This is a genomic window from Delftia deserti (assembly GCF_042653485.1).
In the GTDB taxonomy this organism is placed as follows: domain Bacteria; phylum Pseudomonadota; class Gammaproteobacteria; order Burkholderiales; family Burkholderiaceae_C; genus Comamonas; species Comamonas acidovorans.
In genome coordinates, this window is sequence record NZ_JBHSIH010000001.1 from 5189445 (window position 1) to 5209914 (window position 20470).

At 66.7% G+C, this 20470-nt stretch carries 17 protein-coding genes; 6 read left to right on the forward strand and 11 right to left on the reverse strand.

Annotation, left to right across the window (positions count from 1 at the left end):
* Positions 1–89 precede the first annotated feature (89 nt).
* The 4 genes from grxD to hemA all read right to left on the reverse strand — a co-directional run bounded on the left by grxD (position 90) and on the right by hemA (position 3951).
* The gene (gene grxD / locus ACFPFG_RS24600; protein WP_012207276.1) at positions 90–413 is read right to left on the reverse strand and encodes a Grx4 family monothiol glutaredoxin; all 324 of its coding nucleotides are present in this window, start codon (positions 411–413) and stop codon (positions 90–92) included.
* A 116-nt stretch (positions 414–529) separates the two neighbouring features.
* A complete protein-coding gene (gene prmC, locus ACFPFG_RS24605; RefSeq protein WP_183019372.1) occupies positions 530–1387 on the reverse strand; it encodes a peptide chain release factor N(5)-glutamine methyltransferase in 858 nt (285 codons plus the stop codon).
* A gap of 9 nt (positions 1388–1396) precedes the next feature.
* Positions 1397–2479 carry a peptide chain release factor 1 gene (gene prfA, locus ACFPFG_RS24610; protein ID WP_183019371.1) on the reverse strand — a complete coding sequence of 361 codons (1083 nt, stop codon included), beginning with the start codon at positions 2477–2479 and terminating at the stop codon, positions 1397–1399.
* A gap of 146 nt (positions 2480–2625) precedes the next feature.
* Positions 2626–3951: a glutamyl-tRNA reductase gene (gene hemA / locus ACFPFG_RS24615; RefSeq protein WP_183020034.1), complete on the reverse strand. Its 1326-nt coding sequence runs from the start codon at positions 3949–3951 to the stop codon at positions 2626–2628.
* Positions 3952–4023: 72 nt separating this feature from the next.
* On the opposite strand from hemA, the gene ACFPFG_RS24620 reads away from it, so the two are divergent.
* Positions 4024–4299: a hypothetical protein gene (locus ACFPFG_RS24620; protein WP_374617989.1), complete on the forward strand. Its 276-nt coding sequence runs from the start codon at positions 4024–4026 to the stop codon at positions 4297–4299.
* A 55-nt stretch (positions 4300–4354) separates the two neighbouring features.
* On the opposite strand, the gene ACFPFG_RS24625 is transcribed toward ACFPFG_RS24620, so the two are convergent.
* The gene (locus ACFPFG_RS24625; RefSeq protein ID WP_374617988.1) at positions 4355–5278 is read right to left on the reverse strand and encodes a LysR substrate-binding domain-containing protein; all 924 of its coding nucleotides are present in this window, start codon (positions 5276–5278) and stop codon (positions 4355–4357) included.
* Between the two features lie 148 nt (positions 5279–5426).
* Here ACFPFG_RS24625 and ACFPFG_RS24630 point away from each other — a divergent pair, with 148 nt between their 5' ends.
* Positions 5427–6419 carry a tripartite tricarboxylate transporter substrate binding protein BugE gene (locus tag ACFPFG_RS24630; RefSeq protein ID WP_380108666.1) on the forward strand — a complete coding sequence of 331 codons (993 nt, stop codon included), beginning with the start codon at positions 5427–5429 and terminating at the stop codon, positions 6417–6419.
* Positions 6419–7324: an N-formylglutamate amidohydrolase gene (locus ACFPFG_RS24635; RefSeq protein ID WP_183020031.1), complete on the forward strand. Its 906-nt coding sequence runs from the start codon at positions 6419–6421 to the stop codon at positions 7322–7324. Before ACFPFG_RS24630 ends, ACFPFG_RS24635 begins: the two co-directional genes overlap by 1 nt.
* On the opposite strand, the gene ACFPFG_RS24640 is transcribed toward ACFPFG_RS24635, so the two are convergent.
* The 6 genes from ACFPFG_RS24640 to ugpB all read right to left on the reverse strand — a co-directional run bounded on the left by ACFPFG_RS24640 (position 7321) and on the right by ugpB (position 15086).
* Positions 7321–9729, reverse strand: a complete 2409-nt coding sequence (locus tag ACFPFG_RS24640) for a DUF3772 domain-containing protein (RefSeq protein WP_380110327.1) — start codon at positions 9727–9729, stop codon at positions 7321–7323. The genes ACFPFG_RS24635 and ACFPFG_RS24640 overlap by 4 nt on opposite strands.
* Positions 9730–9882: 153 nt before the next feature.
* Positions 9883–10647 (reverse strand): glycerophosphodiester phosphodiesterase, encoded by a 765-nt coding sequence (gene ugpQ, locus ACFPFG_RS24645; protein ID WP_380108668.1) that lies wholly within the window; start codon positions 10645–10647, stop codon positions 9883–9885.
* Positions 10648–10828: 181 nt separating this feature from the next.
* Positions 10829–11839, reverse strand: coding sequence for a sn-glycerol-3-phosphate ABC transporter ATP-binding protein UgpC (gene ugpC, locus ACFPFG_RS24650; RefSeq protein ID WP_197955237.1), 1011 nt, complete (start codon positions 11837–11839; stop codon positions 10829–10831).
* 86 nt (positions 11840–11925) lie between these two features.
* Complete coding sequence (ugpE, locus tag ACFPFG_RS24655) at positions 11926–12774, reverse strand: sn-glycerol-3-phosphate ABC transporter permease UgpE (RefSeq protein WP_012207265.1); 849 nt, start codon at positions 12772–12774, stop codon at positions 11926–11928.
* Between the two features lie 2 nt (positions 12775–12776).
* Positions 12777–13658 (reverse strand): sn-glycerol-3-phosphate ABC transporter permease UgpA, encoded by an 882-nt coding sequence (ugpA, locus tag ACFPFG_RS24660; protein ID WP_012207264.1) that lies wholly within the window; start codon positions 13656–13658, stop codon positions 12777–12779.
* A 123-nt stretch (positions 13659–13781) separates the two neighbouring features.
* Positions 13782–15086, reverse strand: coding sequence for a sn-glycerol-3-phosphate ABC transporter substrate-binding protein UgpB (ugpB, locus tag ACFPFG_RS24665; RefSeq protein WP_012207263.1), 1305 nt, complete (start codon positions 15084–15086; stop codon positions 13782–13784).
* A 421-nt stretch (positions 15087–15507) separates the two neighbouring features.
* Between ugpB and ACFPFG_RS24670 the strand changes: the two genes are divergently transcribed.
* From ACFPFG_RS24670 to ACFPFG_RS24680, 3 genes are read left to right on the forward strand one after another with little or no spacing between them, the layout of a single operon-like run.
* Positions 15508–19422 carry an FAD/FMN-binding oxidoreductase gene (locus ACFPFG_RS24670; protein WP_312372628.1) on the forward strand — a complete coding sequence of 1305 codons (3915 nt, stop codon included), beginning with the start codon at positions 15508–15510 and terminating at the stop codon, positions 19420–19422.
* Positions 19422–19877 (forward strand): HIT family protein, encoded by a 456-nt coding sequence (locus tag ACFPFG_RS24675; protein ID WP_380108671.1) that lies wholly within the window; start codon positions 19422–19424, stop codon positions 19875–19877. The genes ACFPFG_RS24670 and ACFPFG_RS24675 overlap by 1 nt, the downstream gene beginning before the upstream one ends.
* A gap of 10 nt (positions 19878–19887) precedes the next feature.
* Positions 19888–20310 (forward strand): gamma-butyrobetaine hydroxylase family protein, encoded by a 423-nt coding sequence (locus ACFPFG_RS24680; RefSeq protein WP_312372630.1) that lies wholly within the window; start codon positions 19888–19890, stop codon positions 20308–20310.
* Positions 20311–20470 lie beyond the last annotated feature (160 nt).

Here is a 20470-nt window from a genome sequence, read left to right on the forward strand (position 1 = left end):
GGGGAGTCCGCCGGCAGCGCGGCACAAGCGAAAAAAAGCCACCCGAAGGTGGCCCGATGCTGCGCCGAAGGCGCGTGGCGTGCGAAGGCTCAGGCCTTGGGTGCCAGCAGCTGCTGCAGCTCGCCCGACTCGTACATCTCCATCATGATGTCCGAGCCGCCGATGAACTCGCCCTGCACGTAGAGCTGGGGGATCGTGGGCCAGTTGCTGTAGTCCTTGATGCCCTGGCGGATTTCCTGGTCTTCCAGCACGTTGACGGTGGAGATGTCCTTGGTTTCCACGCCGCAGGCCTTGAGGATCTGGATGGCGCGGCCAGAGAAACCGCACATGGGAAAGCTGGCGCTGCCCTTCATGAACAGCAGGATGTTGTTGCTCTTGACCAGTTGGTCGATGCGTTGCTGGGTGTCGCTCATCTGTGTGGTGCTCCGGGGTCGTGGTGGGCGCCGCAGGCGCGGCGGCATGGATGGGATTATTTCACTCTCGACGCGGACTTTGAAAGCATGCGGGATTGCTGCGCCCAGGCCGGAGCTCAGGCCTGCCCTTGCCATTGCCCGCCCGTGCAGCGGGCAATGCCGCCCAGGTCGTGGCGATGCTGCACGCGGCCAAAGCCGGCCTGGCACAGCAGGGCGGCCGCGGCATCGGCCTGGTCCCAGCCATGCTCCATCAGCAGCCAGCCGCCGCTGGCCAGCATTGCGGGCGCCTGGGCGATGATGGCGCGGATATCGGCCAGGCCATCGGCGCCGCTGGCCAGTGCCGACAGCGGCTCATGCGCCAAGGCCTGCAGGTGTGGATCGTCGTCGCGGATATAGGGCGGGTTGCTGACGATGAGGTCGAACGGTGCCTGCCCTGCCAGCGGCTGGAGCCAGCTGCCATGCGCGAACTGCACGCCCAGTTGCAGGCGCGTGGCATTGGCGCTGGCAACGGCCAGTGCGTCGGCGCTGGCATCCACGGCCCAGACCGTGGCGCCGGGGCGCTGGCTTTGCAGGGCCAGGGCTATGGCGCCGCTGCCGGTGCCCAGGTCCACCACGCGGCAAGCGGGGCCTGCCTGGGTCTGGATGGGCATGAGCTCCAGCGCCCAGTCCACCAGGGTCTCGGTATCGGGGCGTGGGTCGAGCACACGCGCGTCCACGGCCAGATCGAGCCCGTAGAACTCCTTGTGGCCGAGCAGGTAGGCAACGGGTTCCCCGCCAAGGCGGCGTGCACACAGCGCGGCATAGGCCTCGGCCTGGGGGCCGGTCAGCATGTCCTCGTCATGGGTCAGCAGCCAGGCGCGGCCGCCAGACTGGCGCCCGAGCACATGCAGCAGCAGCATTTGCGCATCGATGCGCGCAAGCCCCAGGGCCTGGGCCTGCTGCAGCGCTTGTTTGACGATGGGTGGATTGGCCATGCCCTGGCCTCAGTTGTTGACCTGCAGCTCGGCCAGCAGTTCGGCCTCGCGTGCGGCCTGCAGCGCGTCGAGCACGTCACCCAGGTCGCCTTCCATCACGGCCAGCAGCTTGTAGATGGTGAGGTTGATGCGGTGGTCGGTGAGCCGGCCCTGGGGGAAGTTGTAGGTGCGGATGCGGTCGCTTCGGTCGCCGCTGCCGATCAGGCCCTTGCGCAGTGCGGCCTCCTTGGCCTCGCGCTCGCTGCGTTCCTTCTCCTGCAGGCGCGCCTGCAACACCTGCAGGGCCTTGGCCTTGTTGCTGTGCTGGCTGCGGCCGTCCTGGCACTCGGCGACGATGCCCGTGGGCAGGTGGACCACACGCACGGCCGAGTCGGTCTTGTTGATGTGCTGGCCGCCCGCGCCGCTGGCACGGAAGGTGTCGATGCGCAGGTCGGCCGGGTTGAGCGTGATGGCCTGGGTTTCGTCCGGCTCGGGCATGACGGCCACGGTGCAGGCGCTGGTGTGGATGCGGCCCTGGGTCTCGGTGGCCGGCACGCGCTGCACGCGGTGGCCGCCGGATTCGAAGCGCAGGCGACCGTAGACATCCGTGCCTTCCACGCGCAGCACTACTTCCTTGTAGCCGCCCAGCTCGCTCTCGTTGGCGCTCATGATCTCGACCTTCCAGCCCACGGCGTCGCAGTGGCGCGTGTACATGCGGGCCAGGTCGCCTGCGAACAGGGCTGATTCGTCGCCGCCCGTGCCCGCGCGGATTTCGACGTAGGCGTTGCGCGCGTCATCGGGGTCCTTGGGCAGGAGCAGGCGCTGCAGCTCGTCTTCCAGCTGGACCAGCTCGGCCTCGGCACTGGCGATTTCCTCCTGCGCCATGTCGGCCATGTCGGGGTCGGAGAGCATGTCCCGCGCGGCGGCCAGATCGGCCTCGCGCTGGCGGTGGCGCGCATAGCGGCCTGCAATGGCGGTGACGTCCGCGTGCTCGCGCGAGATGGCGCGGTACTGCTTCATGTCGCCCATGATGTCTTCGCGCGAAAGCAGGAAGTTGAGTTCTTCAAGGCGCTGGGCGTAGCGCTCCAGTTGTTGGCGCAGAAAGTCTTGCATGGTGTGAGGCGGTGGTGCGAAGGGCTGCTTGGGCAGCACTGCGGCGGGAAACGTGGGGGCCTGGAGGGGCGGGGAGGGGCCGCAAGTGCGGCCGGGGCGCCAGAGGCCCGCTGGCGCGCGGCCCTGCGCAGGGGCGGCGAGCGCCGCTAGAGCGCCTTGTCGGGGGCCGTGCCGCGCGGGCCGCTTTGGGCCGAGCGCAGGAACAGGCGCGAGACCGTGTCCATGGTCTGGCTGCGCTGGTCGGCATCGCCCTTGTGCAGCTCGGCCAGGGTGCCGTGCAGCATTTTCTGCGTGAGGCCGCGCGACAGGGCCTCCAGCACGGTGTCGATGTCTTCGCCCTTGGCCAGCAGCTTCTTGGCGCGCGCAATCTCCAGCGTACGCCATTCATCGGTCTGGGTGTTGAGCTGGCGGATGAGCGGCACCACGCCGGCCTGCGGGCGGCGCTGGTCCAGCCAGTGCATGAAGCTTTGCACGCCGTGGTCGATGATGACTTCGGCCTGCTCGACCGCTGCCTGGCGCTGGGCCTGGCCCGTGCGCACCACGGTGGCCAGATCGTCCACGGTGTAGAGGTAGACGTCGCGCAGGTCCTTGACCTCGGATTCGATATCGCGCGGCACGGCCAGATCGACCATGAACATGGGGCGGTGCTTGCGCTTCTTGAGCGCGCTTTCCACGGCGCCCAGGCCGATGATGGGCAGGCTGGACGCCGTGCAGCTGATCACGGCATCGTATTCATGCAGATGGTCGGGCAGGTCGGCCAGCCGCATGGTGCCGGCGCCGAACTGGGCAGCCAACTTCTCGCCGCGCTCCAGCGTGCGGTTGGCGATCATGATCTGCTTGGGGTGGCGGGCCGCGAAATGGGTGGAGACCAGCTCGATCATCTCGCCCGCGCCCACGAACAGCACGCGGATCTGGGACAGGTCTTCGAACAGCTGGCCGGCCAGCCGCACGGCGGCAGCGGCCATGCTGATGCTGTGCGCGCCGATCTCGGTGGAGCTGCGCACTTCCTTGGCCACCGCGAAGCTGCGCTGGAACAGCTGGTTCAGCGTGCTACCCAGGGCGCCTGCGTTCTCTGCGGCGCGCACGGCATTCTTCATCTGGCCCAGGATCTGGGCCTCGCCCAGCACCATGGAATCGAGCCCGCTGGCCACGCGGAAGGCATGGCGCGCCACATGGCCGTCTTCCAGCAGATAGGAGTGCGAGCGCAGCAATTCGGACGAGATGCCGCCGCTGTTGGCCAGCCAGTGCAGGGTGTGGTCCATGGCCGGCATTTCGGCCGCGCAGTAGATCTCGGTACGGTTGCAGGTGGAGAGGATGGCGGTCTCCACCGCGCTGTGCTGGCGGCCGGGGCCGGTCAGCGATTCGCGCAGGCCCTGCAGCGTGGGCACGATCTGGTCGAGCGCGAACGCGAAACGTCCCCGCATATCAAGCGGAGCCGTGTGGTGGTTGATGCCGAGTGCCCAGACTGCCATAACCCGGGATTATAAAATTTCGCGCAGTTTCAGGCATCCCTGATCACAACACCCTGGAATCGGAGCCCGCACATGGGATGGATTGCGAGTACGAATCATTGGCTGAACTTCCTGGCGCCTGCACTTTTCCTGTCGCCGGCCCTGATGTTGTGCGCGCTTTTGATTTATGGAAAATCGCAGCAATCCCTTGCCTGGTGGTTGCAGGTTGCTATCAATTTTGTTGTTGGTGCGCTGGTGTTGCTGGCCGGTTTGTGGTGGTTCGGGCGGGATGCAAAGATGGCCACCTACACCGCCCTGGTCCTCGTGATGGCGCTTTGCCAGTGGGTGCTTTCGCGCGGCTGGCGCTGATGGCCGACCGCAAAGATTGATTCAGATCAATGGAAGAGGGCGTTTCTCCCGACGATCAAGGGCCTGGGACTGCGGCTGGAGGCACGGCACCTGGCGCAGCCTGCTCCAGCAGCCATTCGCGGAACTGGACAAAGGCTTCGGAAGGTGCACGCGCGGCGGGGCGGCACAGGAAATATCCGCGCTCTATGTGCACGGGCGCAGGCAAGGCCAGGGCCACGCGGCCGGCGGCCAGGTCTTCCTCGACCAGGCAGCGCTGCACCAGGGCCACGCCCATGCCTGCGGCCACGGCCTGGACCAGCAGGGCCACCAGCTCGAAGTCTGCCGCAGGCGCGGGGCAGGGCCCGGGCAGGCCGAGGTGGCTCATCCAGCGCGCCCAGTTGCCCGGGTAGTTGGTGTGAAACAGCAAGGGGCGCGCGAGCACATCCGCTGCGCTGCGTATGGCTTGCGGGCCCTGCAATTCGCGCGGATGGCAGATGGGCACCAGATCGCGGCCCACCACATAGTCGGCCACCACATGGGCGGGCCAGGGCTCGCTGCCCACGCGCAGCCAGCCGTCGATCTCGGCTGCGGACAGCGAGTCATCGCGCCGGTAGGGGGCGAACGAAAGGACGATGCCCGGATGCAGGGCGTTGAATCGTGGCAGGCGTGGAATCAGCCAGTGGCTGAACAGCGTGGGCACGACCGACAACCGCAGTTGCGGGCCGAAGTGACGCCTGCGTGCGGCGGCCGAGGCCGATTCGATGGCGTGTACGGAGGGCTCCACGGCCTGCAGGTATTCGCGGCCAGCCTCGCTCAGCACGCTGCGCCGGCCCTGGCGCTCGAAGAGGGCAAAGCCCAGGTGCTCTTCCAGCCGGGCGATGGCGCGGCTGATGCCGCCCTGGGTGACATACAGCTCCTGGGCTGCCAGCGAGTAGCTGCCCAGGCGCGCCGCTGCCGCAAAGGCGTGCAGCTCGGAAAGCGAGGGAGAGTGCATGCGCATGACGGACGCAATTATGACGGTTTGTCATAGTTGCTTGCCGTCTTGTCTCTTTTCGCGCGTGCGTCGTCTGTCCAGAATCGGCGCCTGTTCCGCGAAGCCCTGCCCTGCAGCAGGCCGCTCTTTCATCCATCACGAGAGGAAACATCCCATGGCAATGCGCCGCACCCTGTTGTCCAGCCTGGCCGCCTGCGCCGCCACTGCTCTTTTGGCTCCCGTCGCCTGGGCCCAGGGCCCGGCTGCCGACTATCCCAGCCGGCCGATCCGCCTGGTCGTGCCGTTTGGCGCGGGGGGCTCCACCGACATGGTGGCACGGCTGCTGGCCGAGAAGATGAGCGTGATCCTTGGCAAGTCCGTGGTGGTGGACAACCGGGGCGGGGCGGGCGGCTCCATTGGCGCCTCCGAAATTGCGCGTGCTGCGGCCGATGGCTACACCATCGGCATGGCCACGGTGAGCACGCATGGCTCCAACCCGGCCATCTTCCGCAAGCTGCCCTACGACCCGATCAAGGACTTCGCGCCCATCACCAATGTGATGTCCGTGCCCAGCGTGTTCGTGATCAACGCCAGCGTGCCCGCCAAGACCATGAAGGAGTTCATCGCCCTGGCCAAGGCCAACCCGGGCAAGTACAGCTTTGCCTCGCCGGGCACAGGTTCCCTGGGCCACGCCAACATCGAGAATTTCATGAACCTGGCCGGTATCGACCTGCTGCACATCCCCTACAAGGGCGCGGGCCAGGCCATCACCGACGCGCTGGGCGGCCAGGTCAATGCCATGACGGACAACCTGCCGTCCACGCTGCCCCACATCAAGGACGGCAAGCTGCGCCCGCTGGCCGTGCTGGCATTCAAGCGCGCCGACGTGCTGCCCGACGTGCCCACCTACACCGAGCTGGGCTTCCCGCAGATGGGCGACGGCGGCTGGTTCGGGCTGGTCGCACCTGCCGGCACGCCGCGCCCCATCATCGACAAGCTCAATGCGGCTGCGCACAAGGCCATGGCCATGCCTGACTATCTGGAAAAGCAAAAATCCATCTCGGGCGAGTCCATGGGCAACGCGCCCGAGGAATTTGCCAAGCAGATCAAGGCCGCCATCGAGCGCTATACGGCCGTGGCCAAGCGCGCCAACATCAAGCTCGACTGATGGACCGCATGGCACAGACCGATTTTCTGCGCCCCCGGCCGGACACCCCGGTCGTGGTGCATCCCGCCACCGGCGAGGTGCTGCCCATCGTCTGCGACTCGCCGCACAGCGGCACGTCCTATCCCGAGGACTTCGGCCACTGCGTACCCATGTCCCTGCTCCGGCGTGGCGAGGACACGCATGTGGCCGCACTCTGGGACCAGTGGCCCGCGCATGGCGCAACGCTGATCGAGGCCACCTTTCCGCGCACCTACATCGACCCCAACCGCAGCGAGGCCGACCTGGACCCCGCGCAGATCGACGGCCAGTGGCCCGTGCCCCTGGCGCCCAGCGTCAAGACCCGCCAGGGCCTGGGCCTGATCTGGCAGCGCATCAGCCGGGACGGCGCGGCCACGCCGCTGTATGAACGCCCGCGCACGGTGGCCGAGGTGGAGCACCGCATAGCGCGCTACTGGCGTCCCTACCATGCGGCGCTGGCGCAGGCCATCGATGACAGCGTGCAGCGTTTTGGCGGCGTATGGCACCTGAACCTGCACTCCATGCCCAACGATGTCTACAAGCGCCTGGGCCGTACCGACGCGCCGCCGCTGGCCGACTTCGTGCTGGGCGATCGCGACGGCACGACCTGCGCGCCCGGGTTCATCCAGCTGGTGGGCGAGACGCTGGCGGGCTTTGGCTACAGCGTGGCCTACAACGAGCCCTACAAGGGCGTGGAGCTGATCGGCCGCATAGGCCAGCCGCACCTGGGCCGGCACAGCCTGCAGATCGAGATCCGTCGCCCGGTCTACATGGACGAGGACACGCGCGAACCCAACGCGGGCTTCGAGCCGCTGCGCGGCCATCTGCGCGAGCTGATGGCCGTGGTCGCGGCGCATGTGCGCGCTGAAATGGCCGGGCGAGGCTAGGCCGGGCTGGCAGGGTCGCCGGGCATGGCCGGCGTGCCTGCCACCACCGGCGCCGCCACCGAGGTGGTGGCCGGTGGCGACAGGTACAGGCCCGCGCCCTTGAGCGATGCCAGGATGCTGAACAGCACATCGCTGCGCACCCCGCCCGCATTGCGCGGGTTGCCCACGTAGCCGATGGCCAGGAAGGTCAGCGTGCCGTTGGCAATGCCTTCGAGCTGCACCAAAGGCTCGGGCGTGTCCAGGATGCCTTCATGCGCGCGAAAGGCTTCCAATATCAGGGTGCGCATGCGTTCGGCATCGGTGTCCAGCGGCGCGGGCAGGCGCAGCAGCACACGTCCGGGCGCGCCGGCCAGCGTCATGTTTCGCACGGTCTTGGTGATGAATTCCGAGTTGGGCACGATGACGGTGGAGCGGTCGCCCAGCTGGATCTCGGTGGCGCGCACGTTGACGCGGCGCACGTCGCCCTCGGTATCGCCCAGCACCACCCAGTCGCCCACTTTCACGGGCCGCTCGGCCAGCAGGATCAGGCCCGAGATGAAGTTCTGCACGATGGCCTGCAGGCCAAAGCCAATGCCCACCGACAGCGCGCTGGCCACCCAGGCAATGCGCTCCACGCTGATGCCCAGCCCCGCCAGCGCCACGGCCACCACGAAGATGCCGCCCACATAGCCCAGCAGCGTGGTGATGGAGCTGCGCATGCCCGGCTCCAGCGAGGTGTTGGGGAAGTAGCGGTCCGTCAGCCAGCGCTTGATCACGCGGATCACGATCAGGCCCGTGACGATCACGGCGAATGCGGTGAACAGGGCCTGCGGCGCCATGGTGAAGTCGCCCACCTTGAGGCTGTGGTTCACCGTGCTGCCGCGGCGGAACACCTCGTCCGGCCCCGTGCCCAGCGGGGCCAGCAGGGCGATCACCATGTAGAACAGCAGGGCCACGCGCAGCAGGCCCGAGACCAGCACCGAGGCCTGGTCCAGCAGCCGGCCCTCGATGCCCAGGCCCTGGTTCAGCCGGGTGCCGAAGCTGCCCTTGGACGACAGCAGGGCCTCGCACAGATCGTCGCCCAGCTGGAACAGCAGGTAGGTGGTGGCAAAGACCACGCCGGTCCACACCATCTGGCGCGCCAGCGTCCCGGCCAGCGCCACGTAGCCGGTCACGGCCAGCGCAATGGTGGCAATGCTGGCCACCGCCGCGCAGGCCACGAGCAGGCCCACCCACAAAGGCCGTTGCGGCGCGGGCTCCGCCTGGGCGCCGTCTTCCTGCGCGACCGGCGCCGGCGCGCGCAGATGCCGCAGGGCCAGCATGACCACGGCCGAAATCAGCAGGGCCGACAGGGCGTGCACCGTGACCTCGGCGGCCAGGCTGGCGCCGATGATGGCGTTGACTTCGGTCACCAGGCCGTTGAGTGCGGCTCCGGCGGCAATCCACCAGGGATAGGGGCTGAGCCGCTGGGCCAGCTCGTCCGACACGCCGGGCAGGCGCCAGGAGCTGCGCCTGCGCGACAGCAGGGTCTGGCCCAGCGACACCACGAAGGCGCCGAACAGCGTGACCTGCACACTGGCCTTGGCCAGCGCGTCCAGCGATTCGCTGAAGCCATCGCCGGCCTTGAGCACGCTCCAGGCCAGTTGCGCTGCCAGGCCGATCAGCAGCGTGTTGATCACCACCGTGGCCGCCGCGCGCAACGAGCGGCGCAGGCGGCCGCTGGGCAGGCGCGCGGGCGCGGCGCGCACCAGCAGACGCTCGGCCAGCCAGGGGCCTAGCAGGGCGATCAGCAAGGCGGCTGCCAGGCTGGCGATGAAGCCGCCCCGGCGTTCGGATGCCATGGTGGAGGCGACGGCCTGGCGCAGCTCCCGCCCCAGGCCCTGCAGGCGCGCCGCGTCCAAAGGCGCGGCGGCGCGCAGGTTGCGCCAGAAGGGCCGGCCCAGCGGCGAGTCGGTGCGGGCCGTCAGTGCGGCCTGGAATTGTTCGCGGCGCTGGCGTATCAGCTCGTTGCCGCGCTGGTCGGCATCGACCGAAACCAGCCGCGCCAGTTTCAGTTCGGAATCCACGGCGCTGCGCTGCCTGGCCAGGCTGGCGCGCTGCTCGGCCACATCGGGCGCATCGGCAGGGGCGCCTTTTTCGGGCGCGGGGCCCAGTCCGGCCAGGCGCGAATCGATATCGGCCAGTTCCTCGGTGCGGCGGGCTGCGACCTGGTCGGCCGCAGTGCCAATGGCCGCAGCCTCGTCCAGCAGCTTGCGGCCGTCATCGTCCTCGGCCAGCTTGCGGGGAATGGCGTCCAGCTGCTTGCGCAGATCGTCCACGCCGGGCAGGGCGGGCCGGCCGTCGGGCACCGCCGTGGCCGCCGCTGCCGTGCGGTCCTGCGCATGGGCCGGAGCGGGCACAGTGAGGACCAGCATGGCCAGGACCATCAGGCCGGCGGCCAGGCATTGGCGCAAGGCCTGCGCCCACGTAGGGCGCAGCGCGAGAGGGCACGGGCGGGGCGGTGTCATGGACGCACATTGTGCGGCGGGCCGCCGCGACGGTTGTTTCCAAAGGTCCGGCCCCGCCAGCCGGCAGCCGTCTCAGCGCGATGCGGGACTGAACATATCGACACGGTCGGTGATGACGCCGTCCGTGCCCAGGTCGATCAGGCGCTGCGCGGCCCATTCATCGTTGACCGTATAGCTGCTGCAGCGCAGGCCCGCGCCATGCACCTTGGCGACCAGGGCGGCATCCCACAGCGCATGGTTGAGCACCATGGCCGCGCAGCCCAGATCCAGCGCGGTGCGCAGGTCGGCATCGCCCGTGGCATCGGCCAGCTTGTCCACCAGCAGGCCCCGCGGAATGTGCGGTGCCGTGTCGCGTGCGCCCTTGAGCGCATCGGTCTTGAACGAAGTGAACAGCGGCTGGATGCGGTCCTCGGGCCAGATGCGGTTCATCAGCTCGCCCGTGGCACGGCCCGTGGCCTCTTCCTGGCCGGGCGTGGGCTTGATCTCCACGTTCAGGAAGAAATGGTTGGCCAGGCACCAGCGCGCCAGGGCTTCCAGCGTGGGCAGGGCCTCGCCCGCATAGGCGCGCGAATGCCAGCTGCCGGCGTCCAGCTGGGCGATCTCCCCCATGGACAGGTCGCCACCCGTGCCGTGGCCGTTGGTGGTGCGCTCCAGCGTGGCGTCGTGCATCAGGAACAGCACGCCGTCGGCAGACAGCTTGGCATCGCACTCGAACATGCGATAGCCGTGCGCGGCGCCCAGGCGGAAGGCGGCCATGGTGTTCTCGGGCGCCAGCTTGCCGGCGCCACGGTGGGCCACCCACAGGGGGTAGGGCCAGGAAGTGAGGTTTTCTGTCATAGCCAATCCGTCGAGTCTTTGAGTCCGACATCGTCTCGGCATATTTGTGGCGCTGTGCCAGAAATGGACGCGGCCTAGCTCAGGGACACCGAGGAAGGGCCGCCCCGCACCGAGGGTGTCGTCCCCCTCCCCCGCAAAGCGGGTAGAGAGGGGGAAGGCGCGAAGCGCCTCAGGGGGTGCTTTAGATCCGCTTTCCGGATTCTGCGTCGAACCAGTGCAGGCGACGCTCTTCGGAAGGACGCACGCGCAGGGTCTCGCCGGACTTGGGGAAGGGCGCGCCTTCGTCGATGCGCACCGTCATCGTCTCGCCATTGAGCGAACCATAGACCAGGCGCTCGGCACCCAGCATTTCCACGGTGTCCACCTTGATTTCCCAGCCGCCTTCGCTGACGACGACCAGGTGCTCGGGGCGGATGCCCAGGATGCGGCCGGCCGTGCCGCCGGGCGCGTTCTTGAGCAGGTTCATCGGGGGCGAGCCGATGAAGCTGGCCACGAAGGTGGAGGCGGGCGTGTGGTAGACCTCTTCGGGCGTGCCGAACTGCTCCATCACGCCGCCGTTCATGACGATCATGCGCTGGGCCAGGGTCATGGCCTCGACCTGGTCGTGGGTCACGAACAGGCTGGTGATGCCCAGTTCGGCGTGCAGCTTCTGGATCTCGATGCGGGTCTGGCCGCGCAGCTTGGCGTCCAGGTTGGACAGCGGCTCGTCGAACAGGAACACCTTGGGCTGGCGCACGATGGCGCGGCCCATGGCCACGCGCTGGCGCTGGCCACCCGACAGCTGGCGCGGCTTGCGGTCCAGCAGGTGCGACAGCTCCAGGATCTTGGCGGCCTTGTCCACGCGGCGCTTGATCTCCTCGGGCGGCACCTTGGCGATCTTCAGGCCGTAGGCCATGTTCTCGTAGTTCGACATATGCGGGTACAGCGCATAGTTCTGGAACACCATGGCGATGTCGCGCCTGGCCGGTTCCACGTCGTTGACCACCTTGTCGCCGATCAGCAGCTGGCCGTCGGAGATCTCCTCCAGGCCCGCCACCATGCGCAGCAGGGTGGACTTGCCGCAGCCCGAAGGGCCGACGATGACGACGAACTCGCCGTCCTTGATTTCGGCGTTGACGCCGTGCAGTACCTGGTTGGCCGACGGGCCCTGGCCGTAGCGCTTGATCAGGTTGCGAAAGGAAATGGATGCCATACGAAGATTCTGGTTGAGTCGCAGGGCGAAGGGCGCTGGCGCCTGCCCTGCGGGGTTCTATACGGTGGGTGGGGGCGGCGGGCGGTTTACTTTTCGGTGTCCACCAGGCCCTTGACGAACCAGCGCTGCATCAGGATCACCACGGCAGCGGGCGGCAGCATGGCCAGCAGGGCCGTCGCCATCACCACGTTCCAGTCATTGCCGGTATCGCCGCTGGCCACCATGCGCTTGATGCCGATGACCACGGGGTACATGTCTTCCGAGGTGGTCACGAGCAGCGGCCACAGGTACTGGTTCCAGCCGTAGATGAACTGGATCACGAACAGCGCCGCGATCGAGGTCTTGGACAGCGGCACCAGCACATCCTTGAAGAAGCGCATGGGGCCTGCGCCGTCGATGCGGGCGGCTTCCACCAGCTCGTCCGGCACCGTCAGGAAGAACTGGCGGAACAGGAAGGTGGCCGTGGCCGAGGCGATCAGCGGAATCGTCAGGCCGGCGTAGCTGTTGAGCATGCCCAGCGTGGAGACGACTTCGTAGGTGGGGCCGATGCGCACTTCCACGGGCAGCATCAGGGTCACGAAGATCAGCCAGAAGCAGATCTTCTTGAACGGGAAGCGGAAGTACACCAGGGCGAAGGCCGACAGCAGCGAGATCGCGATCTTGCCCACGGTGATCACCATGGCCGAGACGAAGCTGATCCACATCATGCGTGCCACGGGCGCGCTGGAGCCGGGGCCCGAGCCACCGAACAGCGCGGCCTTGTAGGTTTCCCAGAAGTTGCTGCCGGGCACCAGGGGCATGGGAACCTGGATGATGTCCTGCGGCGTGTGCGTGGAGGCCACGAAGGCCAGGTACAGCGGAAAGCCGACGATGATCACGCCCAGCACCATGATCAGGTGCGAGAAAAAGGAGAGAAGGGGACTGCGTTCAACCATGATCAGTACTGCACTTTCTTCTCAACATAGCGGAACTGGATCACCGTGAGTGCGACCACGATCACCATCAGCACGACGGATTGGGCAGCCGAGCCGCTCATGTCCATGGCCTTGAAGCCGTCGTGATAGACCTTGTAGACCAGGATGGAGGTGTCCTGTCCCGGACCGCCCTGGGTCGTGGCGTCCACGATGCCGAAGGTGTCGAAGAAGGCATAGACCACGTTCATCACCAGCAGGAAGAACGTGGTGGGCGACAGCAGCGGGAACTGGATGTCCCAGAAGCGGCGCATGGGGCCCGCGCCGTCGATGGCGGCGGCCTCGATCAGCGACTTGGGGATGGACTGCAGGCCCGCAAGAAAGAACAGGAAGTTGTAGGAAATCTGCTTCCAGATCGCGGCGATGACGATCAGCGTCATGGCGTTGCCGGAGTTCAGCAGGTGGTTCCAGTCATAGCCGATCATGCGCAGCGCATAGGCCACGACGCCGATGGACGGCGAGAACATGAACACCCACAGCACACCCGCCACGGCGGGCGCAACGGCATAGGGCAGCAGCAAGGCGGTCTTGTAGGCAAGCGCGCCCTTGATCACGCGGTCCGCAAAGATGGCCAGCATCAGCGACAGCGCAATGCCGAACACCGCCACCAGCACGGAAAAGATGGCCGTGGTCTTGAACGAGGCCAGGTAGGCAGGGTCATCCAGCAGGTGCTGGAAGTTGGCAAACCCCACCCATTCGGTGGAGAAGCCAAACGTATCCTGCGCCTGGAACGACTGCACGATGGCCTGGCCTGCAGGCCAGAAAAAGAAGACCAGCACGATGACCATCTGTGGTGCTATCAGCAACCACGGCAGCCAGGCGGATCGAAAAAGAACGCGTTTTTCCATGACGGAACTCGGTAGAACAAAACAGCCCGCACACCGGATGGCCGTGGGGCCGCCGGTTGCGGGCCTGTGATGCACGGTGCGGGCTGCCTGCGCAGCGGCCACACCGCAGATCACATGGGAGGATTACTTGTTGGCCCGGGCGAAGCGGCCCAGTTGCTCGTTGCCACGGGTGACAGCGGTGTCCAGGGCTTGCTGGGGAGTCTTCTTGCCGGTCCAGATCTGTTCGGTTTCCTCATCGATGATGGTGCGGATCTGAACGAAGTTGCCCAGGCGGATGCCGCGCGACTTGTCGGTGGTCTTGCGGATCATCTGCGTCACGGCGGTGTCGGTGCCGGGATGCTTTTCGTAGAAGCCCGAAGCCTCGGTCAGCTTGTACGCAGCGGTGGTCACGGGCAGGTAGCCGGTGCGCTGGTGGCTGGCGGCCTGGATCTTGGTGTTGTTCAGGAAATTGAAGAAATCGGCCACGCCCTTGTAGCGTTCGGCGCTCTTGCCGGCCATCACCCACAGGGAGGCACCGCCGATGGCCGTGTTCTGGGGGGCACCCTTCACATCGGCGTAGTAGGGCAGTTGCGACTGGCCGAATGCGAACTTGCCTTCCTTGACCACGCGGGCGTACAGGCCGGAGGAGCCCGTGATCATCGCGCACTCGCCGGAAGCGAAGGCGGCGTCGGGCACGTTACCGCGGCCCTTGTAGACGAAGCTGCCGTCCTTGGCTGCCTTGGCCAGGTTCTCGAAGTGCTTGACGTGCAGCGGCGAGTTGAACACCAGCTTGGCATCGGTGCCGTCAAAGCCGTTGTTCTTGGTCGCGTACAGGGTGTTGTGCCACAGCGAGAAGCTCTCCAGCTGGGTCCAGCTCATCCAGCTCGTGGTCAGTGCGCAGCGGTGGCCCGAGGCCTTGAGCTTTTCGGCGGCGGCGAACACTTCGGGCCAGGTCTTGGGCGGCTTGTTCTCGTCCAGGCCTGCCTTCTTGAAGGCGTCCTTGTTGTAATAGAAGATGGTGGTCGAGCTGTTGAGCGGGTAGCTCATCATCTGGCCGTTGGGGGCGGTGTAGTAGCCGGCCACGGCGGAGATGTACTCTCCCTGGTCGAACTTGAAGCCGCCGTCGTTCATGACCTTGGTGACTGGCACCACGGCGCCCTTGGAAGCCATCATGGTGGCCGTGCCCACTTCGAAGACCTGCAGGATGTCAGGCGCGTTGCCGGCGCGGAACGCGGCGATGGCGGCCGTCATCGATTCGTCATACTGGCCCTTGTAGGTCGGCACGATCTTGTACTGGGTCTGGCTGGCGTTGTACTCCTTGGCCAGGTCGTTCACCCAGTCGCCCAGGGCTGCACTCATCGAGTGCCACCACTGGATTTCGGTTTGGGCTTGTGCCGAGATGGTGGTGGCCGCGATCGCGGCTGCCATGGCCAGTTGCTTCAGTTGCATGAGGACTCCTCTAGTTCGGTGACGGTTTCAGACCGCTGCCACGGTAAGGCAGGGGCATGACATGTCTGTGTCATTGTTTTCGGATGCTTCGTACCGCACTACAGGCCAAACCCGGTGAGCCGCTGGTCCCGTATGTCAGTCGTGTGACAAAAAATGACACGCGAAGCGGCGCCATTTTAGGTCAATACCATTTCGTTTCAAAAGCCCGGGTTGTTCGTATTGGCTCGTTTGTGCTCTTTCTGTATAAGGCAGGTTCACCCCTCCCCGTGAGCTACCGCCGCGTTGGCGAGGGCTGGCTTCGCGGGCCAAGACGGCACGCCCTCCAGAGCCCCGTGGGAAGCGCGTCTTCGGGGCGCTCGCTTAAAATTGCGCTCCCACTTGGCTTAGCGGCGCCCCGAGAGCGCCAGACACGGTCTACCCCATGAATGTACCGATTGCGTTGGCAGCCCTGCAGGCACAGGCTGCCGAACCTGCACGTCTGCGAGAGATTCCCTACAACTACACCTCGTTTTCCGATCGCGAGATCGTGATCCGCCTGCTGGGCACATCCATGTGGGATGTGCTCAACCAGCTGCGCCAGGAGCGACGCACGGGCCGCTCCGCCCGCATGCTCTACGAGGTGCTGGGGGACATCTGGGTCGTCCAGCGCAATCCCTATCTGCAGGACGACCTGCTGCACAGCCCCGACCGCCGCAAGTCGCTGGTGGAAGCACTGGAGCACCGCCTGGGCGAGATCGACAAGCGCCGCGCTCCGCAGCAGGATCCCGGGCGAGACGCGCTGGTGGGCCAGCTGGTGGATGCGGCGCGCCGCGCCGTGCATGAGTTCAACGCCACCTTCGTCGAGGCCGAGCAACTGCGCCGCCGCGTGCAGAAAAGCCTGGGCCGCCACACGGCCAAGGACAACATCAAGTTCGACGGCCTGTCGCGCGTGGCCCATGTGACGGACGCCACCGACTGGCGCGTCGAGTACCCCTTCGTGGTGCTCACGCCCGATACCGAAGCCGAGATGGCCGCCCTGGTGCGTGCCTGCATCGAGCTGCACCTGACCATCATTCCGCGCGGCGGCGGCACGGGCTACACGGGCGGCGCGATCCCGCTGACCTGGCGCAGCGTGGTGATCAACACCGAAAAGCTCGAAGCCATGACCGAGGTGGAGATGCGCCGCATTCCCGGCGTGGACCACGAGGTGCCCACCATCTTCACCGAAGCCGGCGTGGTCACGCAGCGCGTGGCCGATGCGGCCGAGCGCGCGGGCTTCGTCTTCGCCGTGGACCCCACATCGGCCGAGGCCTCGTGCATCGGCGGCAACGTCGCCATGAATGCGGGCGGCAAGAAGGCCGTGCTCTGGGGCACGGCGCTGGACAACCTCGTGTCCTGGCGCATGGTCACGCCCGATGCGCAGTGGCTGGAAGTCACGCGCGTGGGCCACAACCTCGGCAAGATCCATGACGCCGAGATGGCCAGCTTCGAGCTGCAGTACTTCGAGGCCGACGGCAAGACCCCCATCCGCAGCGAGCGGCTGGACATTCCCGGCCAGAAATTCCGCAAGGAAGGCCTGGGCAAGGACGTGACCGACAAGTTCCTGTCGGGCCTTCCCGGCATCCAGAAGGAAGGCTGCGACGGCCTGATCACCAGCGCGCGCTGGGTGGTGCACCGCATGCCCGAGCACACGCGCACGGTCTGCATGGAGTTCTTCGGCAACGCCAAGGACGCCGTGCCCAGCATCGTCGAGATCAAGGACTTCATGTTCGCCGAGCAAAAGCGCTCGGGCGTGCTGCTGGCCGGCCTGGAACACCTGGACGACCGCTACCTGAAGGCCGTGGGCTACGCCACCAAGAGCAAGAAAGGCAATGGCCATCTGCCCAAGATGGTGCTGCTGGGCGACATTGCCGGCGACGACGCCGACGAGGTGGCCCGCGTGGCCGCCGAGGTGGTGCGCATCGCCAACTCGCGCAATGGCGAAGGCTTCACCGCCGTCAGCGCCGAGGCGCGCAAGAAATTCTGGCTGGACCGCAAGCGCACGGCCGCCATCTCGCGCCACACCAACGCCTTCAAGATCAATGAAGACGTGGTGATCCCGCTGCCGCGCATGTGGGAGTACACGGACGGCATCGAGCGCATCAACATCGAGCTGTCGCTGCGCAACAAGCTCAAACTGTGCGACGCGCTGACGGACCTCTTCCAGCACGGCGACCTGCCGCTGGGCAAGCAGGACGATGCGGGCGACATCCCCTCGGCCGAGCTGCTGGAGGACCGCGTGCAGCAGGCCCTGGCCCTGGTGGCCGACGTGCGCACGCTGTGGCAGGGCTGGCTGGACGATGTCGAGAACCTCTTCCCGCAATTGCAGGACCATACGCTGCGCGCCAGCTGGAAGACCCAGCTGAAGGTGCCCATGGCCCAGATCTTCGCGGGCGCGGCCTTCCAGCCGCTGCTGGCCGAGGTCAACGCCATCCACCAGCGCGTGCTCAAGGGCCGTGTCTGGGTGGCGTTGCATATGCACGCCGGCGACGGCAACGTGCACACCAACATTCCCGTCAACAGCGACGACTACGAGATGCTGCAGACCGCCCATGAGGCCGTGGCACGCATCATGGTGCTGGCGCGCCATCTGGACGGCGTGATCTCGGGCGAGCACGGCATCGGCATCACCAAGCTGGAATTCCTCAGCGACGACGAGCTGGCGCCCTTTGCCGCCTACAAGCAGCGCGTGGATCCAGAAGGCCGCTTCAACAAGGGCAAGCTGATCCGCAACGAGAAGCTGCAGGCCGTGGTGGGCCAGAACCATGACGGCCGCTCGCCGCGCGAATCGCTGATGTTCGCCGACCTGACCAACGCCTACACGCCCAGCTTCGGCCTGATGGGGCATGAGTCGCTGATCATGCAGCAAAGCGACATCGGCGCCATCGCCGACTCGGTCAAGGACTGCCTGCGCTGCGGCAAGTGCAAGCCCGTGTGCGCCACCCACGTGCCGCGCGCCAACCTGCTGTACAGCCCGCGCAACAAGATCCTGGCGACCTCGCTGCTGGTCGAGGCCTTCCTCTACGAGGAGCAGACGCGCCGCGGCGTGTCGCTGCGCCACTGGCAGGAGTTCGAGGACGTCTCCGACCACTGCACGGTCTGCCACAAGTGCTTCAACCCCTGCCCGGTGAAGATCGACTTCGGCGACGTGACCATGAACATGCGCAATCTGCTGCGCAAGATGGACAAGAAGAGCTTCCGGCCCGGCAACAAGCTGGCCATGGCCATGCTCAACGCCACCAATCCGGACACCATCAAGTTCATGCGCTCGGCCATGGTCGGCGTGGGCTTCAAGGCCCAGCGCCTGGCATCCGACGTGCTGCACAGCCTGGCCAGGAAGCAGACCCAGCATCCGCCGGCCTCGGTGGGGCGAGCGCCGCTCAAGGAGCAGGTGATCCACTTCGTCAACAAGAAGCTGCCAGGCGGCCTGCCCAACAAGACGGCACGTGCCCTGCTGGACATCGAGGACAAGGACTACGTGCCCATCATCCGCAGCCCGCAGACCACGAATGCGGACACCGAGGCGGTGTTCTACTTCCCCGGCTGCGGCTCCGAGCGCCTGTTCAGCCAGGTGGGCCTGGCCACCCAGGCCATGCTCTGGCATGCCGGCGTGCAGACCGTGCTGCCACCCGGCTACCTGTGCTGCGGCTATCCCCAGCGCGGCAGCGGCCAGTTCGACAAGGCCGAGAAGATGATCACGGACAACCGCGTGCTCTTCCACCGCGTCGCCACCACGCTCAACTACCTGGACATCAAGACCGTGGTGGTCAGCTGCGGCACCTGCTACGACCAGTTGCAGGGCTACGAGTTCGGCAAGATCTTCCCGGGCAGCCGCATCATCGACATCCACGAGTACCTGCTGGAAAAGGGCGTGACGCTGCAGGGCAAGGAGGGCTACCTCTACCACGATCCCTGCCACTCGCCCATGAAGCTGCAGGACCCCATGAAGACCGTCAAGGCGCTGGTCGGCGACGGCGTGGTCAAGAGCGAGCGCTGCTGCGGCGAATCGGGCACGCTGGGCGTCACGCGCCCCGACATCTCCACGCAGATCCGCTTCCGCAAGGAAGAGGAGCTCAAGAAGGGCGAGGCCGCGCTGCGCGCCAGCGGCGCCCTGGCCGAGAAGGACAACGTGAAGATACTCACCAGCTGCCCCAGCTGCCTGCAGGGCCTGTCGCGCTACGGTGGCGACATGAACAACGGCCTGCTGGAAGCCGACTACATCGTGGTCGAGATGGCGCGCCAGATCCTGGGCGAGAACTGGATGGCCGAATATGTGCAGCGCGCCAACGCCGGCGGCATCGAACGGGTTCTGGTCTGATGGCTGCTCCCGCTTCCTGCCCCCTGTGCGCCACGGAAGGCGGCGTGCCCGTCTGGCGCGGCCGGCGCCTGCGCGTGATCCGCGCGCAGGAAGAGGGCCTTCCGGCCTTCTACCGCGTGGTCTGGAATGCGCATGCGGCCGAGTTCTCCGACCTGGACGCCGCCGACCGCCAGCACTGCATGGATGCCGTGGTCGTGGTCGAGCGCGTCTTGCGTGAGCGCCTTGCGCCGGCCAAGATCAACCTGGCGGCGCTGGGCAACATGGTGCCGCACCTGCACTGGCATGTGATCGCGCGCTTCGACTGGGACAGCCATTTCCCGGGCGCGGTCTGGGCCCCGGCCCAGCGCCCGCGCAATGGCGAGCGCGAGGCCGAGGTGGCAGCGCGCTTGCCAGCCATAGACACGGAGCTGGTCCAGGCACTCGATGCCTGGCAGCAGCACCCCGCCACTGAATGAGGAGCACCGCATGGCCGGCCTGACCCCTGACACCCCGACCCCTGAAGCCCTGACCGTGCACGGCGCATCGCGCGTGCTGGAAGTCGCCTACTCCGACGGCGCAAGCTTTCGCATCCCCTTCGAGCTGCTGCGCGTGTACTCGCCCTCGGCCGAAGTCCAGGGCCACGGCCCGGGCCAGGAAGTGCTGCAGACGGGCAAGCGCGAGGTGTCCATCACGGCCATCGAGCCCGTGGGCAACTACGCCATCAAGCCCTTCTTCAGCGACGGGCATGAAAGCGGCCTGTACACCTGGGAATACCTCTACGAACTGGGCCGCCGCCAGGACGAGTTCTGGGCGCAGTACCTGGGCCGGCTGCAGGAGTCCGGCATGGACCGCGACACGCCCATGCCCGGCAAGGCCGGCGGCGGCGGACACGGCTGCGGCAGCCACTGACGCCGCGCATGGGCGCGCGATGTATGGCGCCGTTCCCCTCGCGCCACATTCCGGACCTCTGTACGGCACAGGGTTATTGGGGGTGATGCTATATTTAAAATAGCTTGAAAGTCTTTGTTCGAGGGCGTTTCAAGCTGTTTGTTCTTGATAACCCTTGCCC